This is a genomic window from Paenibacillus agri (genome assembly GCF_013359945.1).
In the GTDB taxonomy this organism is placed as follows: Bacteria; Bacillota; Bacilli; order Paenibacillales; family Paenibacillaceae; genus Paenibacillus_AQ; species Paenibacillus_AQ agri.
Map to the genome: position 1 here is coordinate 23,037 of NZ_JABWCS010000209.1, position 13,626 is coordinate 36,662.

Here is a 13,626-nt window from a genome sequence, read left to right on the forward strand (position 1 = left end):
CGCCGTAAAGTGAATTGGCGGTGTCCCTTGTGCTGATTCGGCTTCTATAAGAGATCACATGCTGCAGCCGACTAGAAATATACCACTGTGAAGCAGCAAAGTAAGAAGTGGCCTAGAGGCTTCAAATCCCTGCTGCCACTGCCTGCAAAGTAAAACAGGGGAATAAGTGAGACCATATTAACACTGCGCTGCCTTGCCGAAAATGAGCAATATCACCTTTTACGCAAAACGACATAATCAAATTAACGTTATCGTAACCGCTGAATGATTCATTCACATTGCAGAAGCATGGGGGTTAGGGACACATACAGAACAGGCAGTGCCCACAACTGGACACTGCCTGTTTTTGTGAAAAGAATGCATTTACAAACCGTAGGCTGGATTAGGAACGCCCTTTACTCTTGAAAATATTATAGGCCCCACTGAACATGCCGAATAAAATGGCGGTGATCGGGAACACGATCCAATTGATATGCCATTGCTGGAAAACCAGACCACTGATCAGAAAAATGCAGGTCGCCAGCGGCCAAATAATCGCAGCCACACCTCCGATAACCCGGTCCTCTTCCTTCTTTGCCTTCGAATAGTCACCGGTTTGCAGCAAGATGCTAAAGCTATCCTTAATATTCCCATAATAGACGAAGAGGAACACGGCTACAGCAACGATCTCCAGCAACACCACAACGCCCAAGGAAGCCGCCGCTTCACTGAATGCCGAGCCCACAAATATAGCAGCAGGGGATACCACGCATAGACATACGCCCATGATCAGGGACAGAGTGTAGGTAGAAGCAAAGGCTTCCTGTTTTTGCTGAACATAGGCCTTCAGGTGGTAGGGCAAGGTGAACTCAGATTTCAAATATTTGTATTTCTCCAGCTTCATGCCGCTATAGATGAACATAGCAATAGCTGGAACGATGAACAAGAGCATGGCGATCAGACCAAACATATTGGCAGCATCTTCTGAAAAGCGTCCTCCCAGCATCCCTATCTCAAAGGAAGTGGTAATAAAAATCAACAGTGCCACGCCGGTCAGGACCAGGGCTACACCGATGCCGATCCATAGACCCGATTTTCTTTTGGCGGCCATGAAGCCTTCAACTTCATCGTCCGCAAGCATAGGGGACCATTCTTCCTCCACCTCGGGCATAATGCCTAGTTCACTGGTCAATTCATCAATATTGCCAAACTCCGAGATCACGATCCCTACGGCTTCATTCTCCGATTTCCCGTCCATCTTCAACTCGTAGTACTTTTCTTCCATGCTGGCTAGCAGATCCTGCTTCAGCTTCAGCATTTGATCACTTTTGGGCAGGGTAGCGAACATATTGTTCAAATAGCTGATGATCGTATCCATGAACCTCACAGCTCCTTAATAAATTTATTAACGACCTCTTGTGTAACTTGCCATTCTTCGCATTTTTCGCGGTAATAGGCCAGGCCGGCCGGGGTAATCCGGTAGTAGGTGCGCCGCTTGCCGAACGTCTCTTCCTTGTAAAAGGAAACAATATATCCGTTCTTCTCCAGCCGGGTGAAGGCAGAATACAGCGTGGTCTCTTTCATAATGTATTTCTCCTCCGATAGCGTCCTGATCTTCTTGGATATCTCGTAACCATAAGATTCGCCGTCCATTAGCATATAGAGGATGAGGGTATCGTTGTATCCCCGGATCACGTCACTACTGATCAATAGTCTGCCTCCTTTACTGCATCTGTCGTACTTCACCTGTCGTAGTAATTGAATTGTAGCATAATTACTACGACAGGTGAAGTATTTTTATTCAAATTTGCGCCCGAAATAAGAAAAGAGCGCTCCACTGGCCATCCGGCCTTGCAGAACACCCCTTTTAGGCGTAAAATCAACTTTTTGCAAATCTATCTGTTCTCTGTTTGTTTTTTTGCCTCAAGCCTGTTGTACCGCAAGTACAACCATTCCGGTACCACGAGTAACCAGCCGGTCGCCCGCAAGCTTGCTTACAAGATCGCCGCCAAACAGCACTTCCCACTTACCCAAGCCAGGCAAGTTGCAGGAGACTCCTTCAGGGAGGCTGTTATAAATGACGTATAAGTGCTCTGCAGCTTCCCCTCCCGCGTGATCTCGCAGGGTGTAAGCCACTGCCCCGGCGGGGGTTTTCTCAAACACAAGATGACTGCGGATATCTTCCGCGTTCCGTAGCCGAAAGGCCGGATGAGATCTGCGTAGAGAAATGAGCTGCTTCATATAAGCAACATCTTCCTGATAAGCTGCACAGCGTTCCCAGTCCAGCCAGTTAATCTCCACCGGGGATTTGTAGCTGTTCTCAATACCGTCCTTGGTGCGCATAAATTCCTGCCCCGCATGGATGAAGGCGATCCCTTGGCTGGTAAGCACCATAGCTGAAGCCAGCCTGTGCATGGCCCGCCGCTGTTCGTCACTGACATCCTCTGTGGACAGTACGATTTTATCCCACAGGGTATGATTGTCATGACACTCCACAAAGTTCACACACTGCAGTGGCTCGTCAGCAAATTGTCCAATATCCTGGCTGTAGACAATCCCTCCGGTAATGCCCGTCTTCACCGCCTGTTCCAGTCCGGACTTCCCGCTAATAAACCCCGGCTGATCGTACAGAAAGATATTTCCTTTGACCGCATCCCGGTAACCATCGTTAAAGTGCCCGATACCCGGCAGCAAATCAGCATTGTTCTGGTTGGCCAACTGTTCCATAGGCAGTTCTGTATCCATGACCCAGCCCTCGCCAATGGTTAGGATCGACGGGTCGAGTTCATCCAGGCGACGGCGAATCTCCGCCATCGTGCCCACATCTATCAGACCCATCAAGTCGAACCGGAAGCCGTCAATATGATATTCCTTGGCCCAATAGAGTACAGAATCGACGATAAAACGGGACATCATCGCCCGCTCGGTCGCCGTATCGTTACCGCATCCGCTGCCATTGGACAAACTGCCATCCGGCTTGTAACGCAGATAGTATCCCGGAACCAGCTTCGTAAAATTCACGCGATAACCATCATAAACATGGTTGTAGACGACATCCATGATGACACGTAGGCCACGATCATGCAGGGCCTGAATCATCTGTTTCAGCTCGGTAATCCGGAGACCCGGGACATAGGGATCTGTCGCATAAGAGCCTTCGGGAGCATTATAATTCTTCGGGTCGTATCCCCAGTTATAATGGGGCTGATCCAACTTGGTCTCGTCTACACTTTCGGTGGCAAAATCATAAAACGGCAGCAGCTGGACATGAGTCACGCCGAGATCGGCAATATGATCGAGCCCGGTAAGAATCCCTTCCGGACCGCGCGTACCTGTCTCAGCAAGGCCCAAATACTGCCCCTTATGAGCAATGCCGCTGGCCGGATGAATGGACAAATCCCGCAGGTGCAGTTCATAAATGACCGCGTCAATATGATGGCTCAGCGGTGGTTTATCCTCGGTCCACCGCTCCGGATCGGTCTCCCTTAGATCCATAATAACGCCTTTGTCGCCGTTCACGCCCACAACCCGGGCATAAGGATCAACCGCCTCATTCCACTGTCCGCCGATTCGTACGCGGTAGGTATAGAATTTGCCTGCGAGGTCATCTTCAACCGCAATTGTCCAGGTTCCCCTACTATCAAGGGTCATAGGCAGGCGACTACCTGAGGTCTCGTCTTCCCATGATTCGTACAGGACGAGCTCCGTCTCCTGCGAGGTTGGAGCCCATAGCCGAAACACCGAGCGATCCCGTGCATACATGAGCCCCAAATCATCTCCATCATAACTGAACAGATCATCAAATCCTTGCTCAAAGACGGAAACCCCGCCAGTCACTGCCGGGTCGCCATAATGAATAGGTTCTTTCCCTTCTCTTTGTACCGCCAAAGCAATGCTCCCCTTTACCCTGTAATAACTGATATCATAATCTGATTATGAGTGGAGTGCAAACGTTTGAACTGAATTTATTTTCTTGATCTTGGAAAAGGGGTAAGGTTCAGTCCCACCATCGTGATAATGTCACGGTTGGCCTGATAATCCACCCGGCATTCCCTGCCAGGTGTAGCAGCGCCATCCTTGTAACGACTGCCGTTATCATGAACAATAATAGAGGGACCGTTGCCATCATAAGGTTCTTCATATCCAATGCCTACTACCCAGTGATAATCATACAGATATCGTCCCCTCCAGCGCAGACTTGTCCATTTGTCGAATTTGATCGCTACCGGCCGTCCAGCATTAATCTCGGCCTTATAGGTTTCCCAATCCCTGAATACATAAGATTGCGCAGTCAGCTTGCCCTGACCGTTATCCCCCGCCTCTGCGCGCAGAAAAGCCCGAATGCCCTTTACAAATCCCCGAACGCTCATCCCCCAAGGTCTGCCGCCATGGCAGCTGTACAAGTGGTTAATCTGTGCAGCTCTGGAGCCAAAATGCTGCTTACCGAGCACCGGAGCACCTGTCAAGTCCATATGCCGGCTCCAATATTCTAGTATGGCAGCCATTGTCGCCGGGCCGCAGGCAGAGCCCGGCGAGGACACGCCTTGCTCCCACTGTGAATAAGGCTCTATATTCAGCCTGTGTGAAGTAACTTTATGCTTCATAAGGATATCTTTTCCCTGTGCTCCCGCAATATCCGCTCTACCTCAGAAGAAACGAACGGTTTACTGATGAAATCGTGCATCCCCACTGCCTTGCAACGCTCGCGGTCTTCTGGTCCTGCAAAAGCGGTCACGGCCACGATGTAAGGACGGCGCTCTGCCGGAACTCTGTCCGCAATGAGGGCTGCTGCCGTAAAACCGCTCATGACCGGCATTTGCACATCCATAAAGACAAGGTCATACGACTGCTGCATGACTGCTGCCACCGCCTGTTCCCCATTCTCAGCGAGATCAGCACTGTATCCTCTTTTTTCAAGCATCGTCAGGAGCAATTTCTGGTTCACCGGATGATCCTCGACAACTAGAATGGACAACGGTCCATACTGGAGTCCGGTTAGCATTGCTCCCCCCGGCAGACATCCAATCTCCTCAGATTCCTCCGACAGTTCAACATTTTCTTCTGAAGCTATCTTTGTAGCCAGTTCTTCCGAGGAAGATCCAACCCAATGCTGTGTATCCGGTAAGATTATTCCGTTGTCATGACTGTGAGTGCCATCGCCAATGGTATCGAGTGGCAGGGTAAAATAGAAATTTGAACCTGCCCCTTCACTGCTCTCCACCCCGATCGCCCCGCCCATCAGCTCCACCAGCTTCTTGCAGATCGCCAGTCCAAGTCCAGTTCCTCCATACTTGCGATTAATCGATGGATGGAGCTGAGAGAAGGATTGAAACAATTGATGCTGTTTGAATGCGGGAATACCAATTCCCGTATCTCTGACATTAAACTTCAGAAGCAGCTTGTGGCTGCTGGAACACGCTTCTCTTTCCACATGCATGACAACCTGGCCCGCTTCGGTGAATTTAACCGCATTGCTGACCAGATTGACCAGTACCTGCCGCAGCCGGGCTGCGTCGCCATGAATTACTGCCGGAACGTCGCCGTCGATATGACAGGACAGAAGTATGCTTTTCTCCAGCGCCTTGGGTGTAAATAGTTCAGTTACGCTGTCCATAACGGCATGAAGGTATACCGGCTCATCGACAAGGGTCATCTTGCCTGCCTCTATTTTGCTAAAATCAAGGATCTCATTAAGAATGGACAGTAGAGAATCGCTGCTCTGACTGATGATGTCGGTATATCCACGCTGCTCCTCACTAAGCTCGGTCTCCGACAACAAATCGGTCATACCCATAATGCCATTCATCGGGGTACGCAGCTCATGACTAATGATGGCCAGAAACTCCGATTTAGCCTGATCGGCTTTTTCGGCAGATTCTTTGGCCCGGATAATCTCCTTCTCGTCTGTAATGTCCTGAAACACCAACACGGATCCAATACATTCTCCCTGGTTGAACAACGGTGTCACCTGATATTCAGCCAAAAAGCTGGAGCCATCTCTGCGCCATAAGACCGCATCCTTGCTGTCATGGGATATACCAGACCGAATCGCCTGCATTAACGGTGACTCCTGTGGACCAAAGTTAACTCCGTCATACGCACTCTGCTGGATATGCTTCAGGTAAGCACGGCCAATGATCTCATCCTGCTGGAAATCCAGCATAGCCGCTCCTGCAGGGTTGATGAACGTGACTCTTCCTTCCGGATCGAGACGGAGAATACCCTCGGAAACCGCATTTAGGATCAACGTATGTTCATTGCTCAGCTTCTCAATCTGCTCAGTATGGTGTATGCGTTCCGTAATGTCGCGTCCCACCGAGATGATCTCCACGATATTCCCGCTGTTGTCATAGATGAACCGGCTGTTCGACTCCACCCAGACGTAGCTCCCGTTCTTGCGGCGGAAACGGCAGGTGATTACCGGAAGAACACCAGTACTCAGGCCTTTCTCCATGTACCCTTTTATCATGACCAGCTCATCGGGGTGAACATAATCGTAGACACTCGTGCCATTCAGTTCTTCCGGTTCATACCCTAGCAATGTGCGGCTGGCCGGAGAGCAGTACAGGTAGGTAACATCCTTAACTGCATGCCTTGAGATTAAATCCAGGGAACTTTCGGACAACAGCCGAAAATGGTATTCACTCTCCCGCAGCTGTTCTTCTATCTTCAGCCGGTCGCTGATATCCTGCATCATTCCTATTAATTGAACCGGCTTTCCGCCCGGTCCCATGACGACATCCCACTGGACATGCACGCCAACAACACGGTGATCCGGCAGCAATAAGCGATAAGAAGCTTCTCCTGAACCCCCCTGTGCTATAGCTCTCTGAGCGGTCTCATTCACATAAGCCCTATCCTCTGGATGCACAAATTGTCTGAAATCATCGTAATACATCGTTTCCTTATCCAGTGGGTATAACAGCATTCGCTGCAACTCATCCGATAGCTTCAGCCGATCGCTGGACAGCTCCCAAATCCAGGAACCGATCCGGGCTACTCTTTGAGCTGTCGCCAGCGCTTCATCATTCTGCTTGCGCTTAGTCACGTTGCGTCCGATACCCAGAATATAAGTACTCTCGTTATTCTCGCCCCGTCTTACCTTAAAGGCTGTCTCAATCCACTCATAATGACCATCCTTGTGCCGCACACGGCGGGCAACTGCATCGCTCTCCAGGAATTTGCCGTACCGTCTAATCTCTTCGGCATCATCGGGATGGTAATAATCCAGCCGGTTCGTACCAATCATCTCTTCCGGACGGTAACCGAGGAGTGAATAGCTGGATGGGGACACAAAGGACAGCGTTCCGTCAGGCAGAGTCAGCGAGATAAGATTCTGCTCATCTTTAATAAATAAATTGTACAAATCACTGCTATCCACGGTCAGTTGATCAGCGATTTTGCGGTCCGTGATATCCTGGGCATACAGAATCAGACTTGAAGATGCTTGTCCATTCTCTATGCGAGTGAACGTCAGAGAGAGCCAAATATACCTTCCTTTACCGGTAAGAAAACGTAGCTCTCTCTCCAACACACAGTCAGCAGATGCCTCAAGACCGTCCATAATCTCCTGAAAGGACAACAGGGCTCTGTCTCCATTCTTCTTATTCCCTTTAAAAAAATCCAAGGTGTGGAGCTCTGTCTCATGATAACCCAGCAGCCTGCACAGAGCCGGGTTGGCCTTCAGCCAGCCGCTTCCTCCAGGTGCAAGGATCGCCATTCCTACGGGGGACTTCATGAACGCCTGATTCAGTATATTTTGGTTTTCTGCCAAGAAGTGATCCATCAATGGGCCTCCTTCATCATGAGCCTGTTTCAGCGGACTCTCTCTTTCTTTATTAACCCCAGTATACGTCAATAGAGACAGGGAAAGAAATCTGGTACCCGGACCTGAAACAAGAAAAAGAGAGAATAATTTCAATTGAAATCATTGACTTTTATGGGCTTCGAAAACTACAATGAGAACAACATATTATTCGTGACCTGTTACGACGGAAGCACCCGTAACAAAGGCTTAATGCCTTTGCTGCGGGTGCTTTTTGTCGTCCAATGGGGAACTATAAAGGAGGACACACCTAATGAACCTCAAAGCTATTATCACGCTGGCCGTTTCACTCTTGCTGCTGCCGCTGCTTCCTGCTGCCGCCTTCGGGGCTCCCGCTATTGAATTTACGCCTTCGGTGAAGACCGCCTTTGACCTGACAACGGCCAAAGCAGAAGGATCAGCCAGAACCAAGATGAACAGCCTATATAGCGAGCTATCTGTTCTAAAGCTGCAAGATGACAACCGTGAGAGCAATATCCGGTCCCTGCATTACAATAACGAGCAGTCCCTGGCAACGATACGTCAGCAAATCAAGGAGATTGATCTCACAACAGTGAGCCGATTGGAGGGGGAGACCGCTAAGCTGAAGCAACGCTATCAACCATTATTCGACCAATACAGTGCACTCAACAACAGGATAGCTCTGGCGAAGAAGTTGAAGGACAAGGATCTTAATGCCGTGCTGAAGACCCAGGCGGACGTTATGAAGATTGCAGTCCAGATTGCACGTCAGGACATCCGCACCAAAGAAACACAGCTACGTGCCGCCAAGGACGCTCGTACCAAGAAGACTGCGGCGGTCCGCAAGACTCTAAGCGGGATTGATAGTCCCCAGTCGACAATTAAGGCACAGAAAAGCGTGGTCTCCGCATTGAACAAACGGCTAACCGCCGACTGGAGTGATTTCAAGGCAGCTATCCGCAAGCAGAACGCCAGCCTGACTTCACAGTCCCTGTCCTCCATGGCCTCCCAGTATCGTCAGCTTGCGGATGCCAAGCAAAAAATTATCGAGTCGGAACAGAAAGTGGCTGCCGTCATTGCTGCTGCCAAGAGCCAGCTTGCATCCTAACCGGTAGCTTAAGACAGCCCCGCTTATTTCTTAGATGCCTTTGCTTTATCGTGAGCACGACGATATGACATCACCTTACGGTACATCCTTTTATCCTTAAGCTGGTTGAAAATATAGGGGTCAGGATTCGTATTCACTTCAATAATCCATGGTGTCATGTTACGGTCGAGGCCAACATCCACGCCAACCTGCTTAAATCCGGGATACTTCTTATGGTAGAAGCGTCCGGTATCCCGCCCTAACTTCTCCAGCCTTTTTATGACTTCTCCCTGCTGAGCCTTGCCTAGATGCGGGGCCAGCAGTGTCTCAATCGCTGTTGGCTTGCCACCGCTGTGATAGTTCGTAACAATCTTGCCTTTCTGAGCTACCCGGCCAATCAGCCCTGTTGTCTCCCACTTCCCCTTCGGACTGAGCTGCACCATGACCCGCAGATCAAAGCGCTGTCCCTTATGCTTTAATAGCTCGATCCCTTTCTGGATCAAGTAGCTACGTCCGCGGGTTGCTTTCTTCAGTGACAGGTGGAAGGCATCGAAGGCTCCAAAGGTACGGATGGTCGTGCCGCTCTGGTACTGATAGGTTGTTCCACCCGAACCCCGGTTCAGTTCTACCCTGATGACACCTTTGCCGTAAGTACCGTTGACCGGTTTCACATAGACCATGCCGTACTTATGCAGCATACTCTGCAGACTTGCTTTGGTAAATCTTCGTGTATCCGGAACCAGCGGCGAAATCTCCGGACTCTGCAGCAACACCTTAGTCTTGATCCATTTGCTCATCAATCCTGTTCTATGCTTCGTTCCCAAGCCAGCCCTCTCCCCTGTTCTAAGTCAGTATCATTCGCTCAGATATGATCGCCCTTGTATTGTATTCGGGAACTGTACGGTTCGCATGGGATGATCGCCTTCTCCGCGCCCAATCTGTATCTTCCGCCCAACAGGATGCATATGGTAAAAGAGCGAGAGGGAGCCGAGGACAGGAGGGATGGGAGCATGCATATTTGTATCATCGCACCGGAACAGTTTCCGGTGCCTGGGGACGGTTCGGTAGAAATCTGCATCTGGGCCATTGCCGAGAGACTGGCAGAGAAGCACAAGGTGACCATTGTCAGTCGGAGCATGCCGAATCTGCCAGATACCGAAAAACTGGCCCGTGTCGAGATCGTGCGATTGCCAGCCGGGAGCCCGGCCAGATATCGCAACTCGGTTCTGAAATATATCGAAGGCAAAGACTTCGATATATTTCAGGTGGATAATCGCCCGTATCTGCTAGCTGCAGTGAAGCAAAAGCAACCCCTGACGCCTGCCGTGCTCTTCCTCCATTCTCTGACCTTTGTGCCGGCCTCGGACAAGACGGCCGCCCGGTTGGCGCGGGCCGATCTCATCGTGGCCAACAGCGCCTCTCTGCAGCAGCGGCTGGCCCGGCGGTTCCCGCGCATAAAGCGCAGCATTGACGTCGTCCCGCTAGGCGCGGACTTGTCCCGGTTCGCCCCCGTATCACAGCCGGAGCGGCTGAGGCTGCGGGGGCTCCACAGATTCCCTCCGGCCTTCACCGTATTGTTCGTTGGCCGGATCATTCCCCGCAAGGGTGTGCCGGTGCTGATCCGGGCGGTCGCCCTCCTGAACCGGCACACCCGCGCTCATTTGGTCGTCGCCGGCAGAGGCAAGCCGGCGTACATCCGGCGGCTGCGACAGCTCGCCCGCCGGCTGGGCGTGCCGGTCACTTTTCCCGGCAGCGTCCCGCACGAAGACATCCACAGCTTATACCAGGCCGCGGATGTCTTCGTCTGCCCTTCCCAGCGGCATGAATCCTTCGGCCTGGTGAACGTCGAGGCCATGGCCTCCGGACTGCCAGTCGTCGCCTCCAGCAATGGCGGTATCCGGGAGATCATCGTTCCCGGACATAACGGTTATCTTGTAGAGCGCTATACGCAGGCGCTGCCCTTCGCCAGGTATTTGCTGCGGCTGGCGCGCAGTCCCGCATTAGCCGCCCGGATCGGGGCACAGGGGCGCAGCGACGCGCTGCAGGCCTTTGAGTGGCAGCACACCGCGGACCGGCTAGAGGTGCTGTATCACGGCCTTTGCAGCGAGGAGTAAGCAGCATATAGAATAATGCCGGTTAGGGAGACTTCAGGTTAGCCGCATACGGCTGACGCAGTCCCAAACCGGCTTACCTTGCTTGCGCCGGTAAACCACTTCAGCTGCTGGCGAATGAGATTCACTTGTCCGGATATAGCAAAAAAAGCAGCGAAGCTCTCAGGGCGCTCATTTAAGCTACTCCCGGATTGCATTCACTGCTCCACTAATTTCCTTTATCAAAGACTAGGGTCAGAACAATTGGATTACGGTAAGAACCAGCCCTACAACAAAACCGCATAATGCCCCGTTAACCCGAATCCACTGTAAATCCTTGCCTACCTTCTCTTCGAGCATGTTCACCAGACTGGCATCGTCCATGCTATCCAGATTCTCCTTCACCAGCAGGCCAATCCGGTAATGGTTGACCTCTACAAAGGCAATCAGAGAATCACGGACACGCGTTTCCCAGCCTTGAATCCATTGCTGCTCGTCCCGGATACGACGGGTGAGCATCGCATACAGCGCGAACAGCTTGCGTCCACCTGTCGCCTGTTCTTCTTCTAGCAGCGCCACAGCCTTGCTGCGCAGCAGCTCCAGTTGGGCCACCATGAAGCCATTGGCCGATGCACCTTCTACCTGTTCAACCGCCCACGCCTTCAAGGATGTCAGACGCTCCTCGTCACCGATAAGCTGGAACAGTGCCGTGCGGATCTCACGGATGACATCTTCGCGGTAAGGGCTGTCCTCTTCCTGAAAATCTCGTATCCCGGAGATCAGCATGCCCTGTAGCATATCGCCGAGCATCTCTTCATCGACAAATCCCACAAAGGCTTGGAAAGCCATGCCCTTGAAGCCGCCCAGCTTGACTTCAGACAGCTTCTGGCTGGCAAGCTTGCCCAGCATCGCTTTGGTCTCCGGGCGTGCGGTCCACGAGGACACGCCCTGCAGCGCAAAGTCGAGTGCGGCCACATCCTTGCCATCCTTCATCAGCTTACTCAAGACCACATCAGCTGCGGTGCCAAGATCAGCCTGACTGAGGTAGCTGGCGACAGCCTTTTGCAGATAAGGAACGGCCTTCTCGGCAGGTACCTTCAGCACGATACTCTTCAATTGCTCCAGCATTTCCTGCCGGGCCTTCTTCCGGCTGAACACTCTAGTCAACAAGCGAGAGGCGAGAGTGATAAAGCCGAACTTCCGCAGCTTGTCCTCGATACTCTTCTTATTAAGCAATTCGTTCTCCATCGCGTGGATCAGAGACTGGATGATTTTATCCCGGTTCTTAAGCAGCAGGGAGGTATGGGGAATCTTCAGCCCCATGGGATGACGGAACAACGCTGTTACTGCGAACCAGTCCGCAATCCCCCCTACCAGTCCGGCTTCAAAGCCGCCTCTCAGCAGGATAACAGTCAGGTTCTCCGGTAGAAACAGCGTAGCCAGAAAGCCGATCGCCATAACGGCGAGTGATATTGTAGCTAAATGTCTAGATCTCATAGAGGTCCTCCTTGGGTACAGCATAGACAACCTGCCGGTTTCCTTTGCAGGCTAAAGGCCGCCGGTTCAAGCCGAAAAAAGGCAAGGGACTGGCGACCTTTTCCGGCCTATCAGTGCTTTATCCATCATTGTACCACGATTGCTCCCCTTTCTGTACCTGCCAGTGCCCCCTGAGCAGATCAGGCGGTCAACCCCCTTCCTCTTGATGAAAATGGATTTTTAGTTTTCAGGAAATTAGTGATAAACTATCATTAATACTTTTTATCGCCCTTAACAGGGACTACTAATGTTAAAGGAGAGCCAGAATATGCTGATTGCTTTGGATATGGACGGCACCCTGTTGAACGACAACGGCAATATCAGTCCAGGAAACCGCGAAGCTATTGTACAGGCTCAAAATCATGGGGCTATTGTTATCATTGCTACAGGACGTTCGTATATGGATGCAGAAAAGCAGCTTCGGCTGGCCGAGCTGGAATTACCGGTGGTAAGTCTAAACGGCGCTGTAGTCACACTGCAGGACCGGACGCTTGCTGCCAGCAAGCCGCTGCATAAGGAAGATGTTATCCCGGCGCTGCGCTGGATGAACGAGATCCCTGACTTATATTACGAGATTTATACGGAAGACAACGTCTACGTGGAGCTGAACAAGCGCGTACACTTGGAGAAGCTGTCAGCACAAGGCGGCGACGATCTGCCCGAAGAACTGCGCTTGCTGCTGAAGGGCGTTATCGACCAGCAGTTCCGGCAGGCAGCCGTAACCTATGTGGAGAGCATGGAGGAAGTCTGGAGCAAGGAAGAGAGTGTCCTGTATAAAACACTGGCCTTCTCGCTTAAGCCTGAACTGCTGAAAGAGGCTTCCACGAGATTTGCTTCCATTCCTGGCCTGATTATCACTTCTTCCCATGTCAATAATATTGAAATCAACCATGAAGAGGCTAACAAGGGCTCAGGCCTGGCCATTTTGGCCGCTCACTACGGTATTCCCATAGAGCAAACCGTTGTTATGGGCGACAGCTATAACGATCTGCCGATGTTCGAGGCTGCCGGCTACCGTATTGCCATGGCAAATGCCGCACCGATTCTTAAGGAGAACTGCGATCACATCACTTTAACCAATCATGAAGATGGGGTAGCGGCAGCAATTCAGCATGTTCTAAATAAAAAATAACGGAGCAGTACCAGCA

Annotated in this window: 11 protein-coding genes; 3 read left to right on the plus strand and 8 right to left on the minus strand. The window is 51.4% G+C overall.

Going from position 1 to position 13,626, the window contains the following annotated elements:
- Positions 1–382: 382 nt before the first annotated feature.
- The 5 genes from HPT30_RS14145 to HPT30_RS14165 all read right to left on the minus strand — a co-directional run bounded on the left by HPT30_RS14145 (position 383) and on the right by HPT30_RS14165 (position 7,765).
- Entirely contained in the window at positions 383–1,357 is a 975-nt protein-coding gene (locus tag HPT30_RS14145) for a permease prefix domain 1-containing protein (RefSeq protein ID WP_175372008.1), read from the minus strand.
- A 5-nt stretch (positions 1,358–1,362) separates the two neighbouring features.
- A complete protein-coding gene (locus tag HPT30_RS14150; protein WP_175372009.1) occupies positions 1,363–1,689 on the minus strand; it encodes a PadR family transcriptional regulator in 327 nt (108 codons plus the stop codon).
- 213 nt (positions 1,690–1,902) lie between these two features.
- Positions 1,903–3,867: a type I pullulanase gene (gene pulA, locus HPT30_RS14155; protein WP_175372010.1), complete on the minus strand. Its 1,965-nt coding sequence runs from the start codon at positions 3,865–3,867 to the stop codon at positions 1,903–1,905.
- Positions 3,868–3,944: 77 nt separating this feature from the next.
- A complete protein-coding gene (locus HPT30_RS14160) occupies positions 3,945–4,583 on the minus strand; it encodes a C39 family peptidase (RefSeq protein WP_175372011.1) in 639 nt (212 codons plus the stop codon).
- Entirely contained in the window at positions 4,580–7,765 is a 3,186-nt protein-coding gene (locus tag HPT30_RS14165; protein WP_175372012.1) for a PAS domain S-box protein, read from the minus strand. Before HPT30_RS14165 ends, HPT30_RS14160 begins: the two co-directional genes overlap by 4 nt.
- A 292-nt stretch (positions 7,766–8,057) precedes the next feature.
- Here HPT30_RS14165 and HPT30_RS14170 point away from each other — a divergent pair, with 292 nt between their 5' ends.
- A complete protein-coding gene (locus tag HPT30_RS14170) occupies positions 8,058–8,873 on the plus strand; it encodes a hypothetical protein (RefSeq protein WP_175372013.1) in 816 nt (271 codons plus the stop codon).
- 23 nt (positions 8,874–8,896) lie between these two features.
- Here the strand turns inward: HPT30_RS14170 and HPT30_RS14175 are convergent, their stop codons facing one another.
- Positions 8,897–9,676, minus strand: coding sequence for a YheC/YheD family protein (locus tag HPT30_RS14175; RefSeq protein ID WP_246317082.1), 780 nt, complete (start codon positions 9,674–9,676; stop codon positions 8,897–8,899).
- Between the two features lie 186 nt (positions 9,677–9,862).
- Between HPT30_RS14175 and HPT30_RS14180 the strand changes: the two genes are divergently transcribed.
- Positions 9,863–10,966 carry a glycosyltransferase family 4 protein gene (locus tag HPT30_RS14180; RefSeq protein WP_175372014.1) on the plus strand — a complete coding sequence of 368 codons (1,104 nt, stop codon included), beginning with the start codon at positions 9,863–9,865 and terminating at the stop codon, positions 10,964–10,966.
- A gap of 38 nt (positions 10,967–11,004) precedes the next feature.
- On the opposite strand, the gene HPT30_RS14185 is transcribed toward HPT30_RS14180, so the two are convergent.
- Together HPT30_RS14185 and HPT30_RS14190 are read right to left on the minus strand one after the other, a co-directional pair.
- Complete coding sequence (locus tag HPT30_RS14185) at positions 11,005–11,160, minus strand: hypothetical protein (RefSeq protein ID WP_175372015.1); 156 nt, start codon at positions 11,158–11,160, stop codon at positions 11,005–11,007.
- A 37-nt stretch (positions 11,161–11,197) separates the two neighbouring features.
- The gene (locus tag HPT30_RS14190) at positions 11,198–12,439 is read right to left on the minus strand and encodes a DUF445 domain-containing protein (RefSeq protein ID WP_175372016.1); all 1,242 of its coding nucleotides are present in this window, start codon (positions 12,437–12,439) and stop codon (positions 11,198–11,200) included.
- A gap of 307 nt (positions 12,440–12,746) precedes the next feature.
- Between HPT30_RS14190 and HPT30_RS14195 the strand changes: the two genes are divergently transcribed.
- Entirely contained in the window at positions 12,747–13,610 is an 864-nt protein-coding gene (locus HPT30_RS14195) for a Cof-type HAD-IIB family hydrolase (protein WP_175372017.1), read from the plus strand.
- Positions 13,611–13,626: the final 16 nt, after the last annotated feature.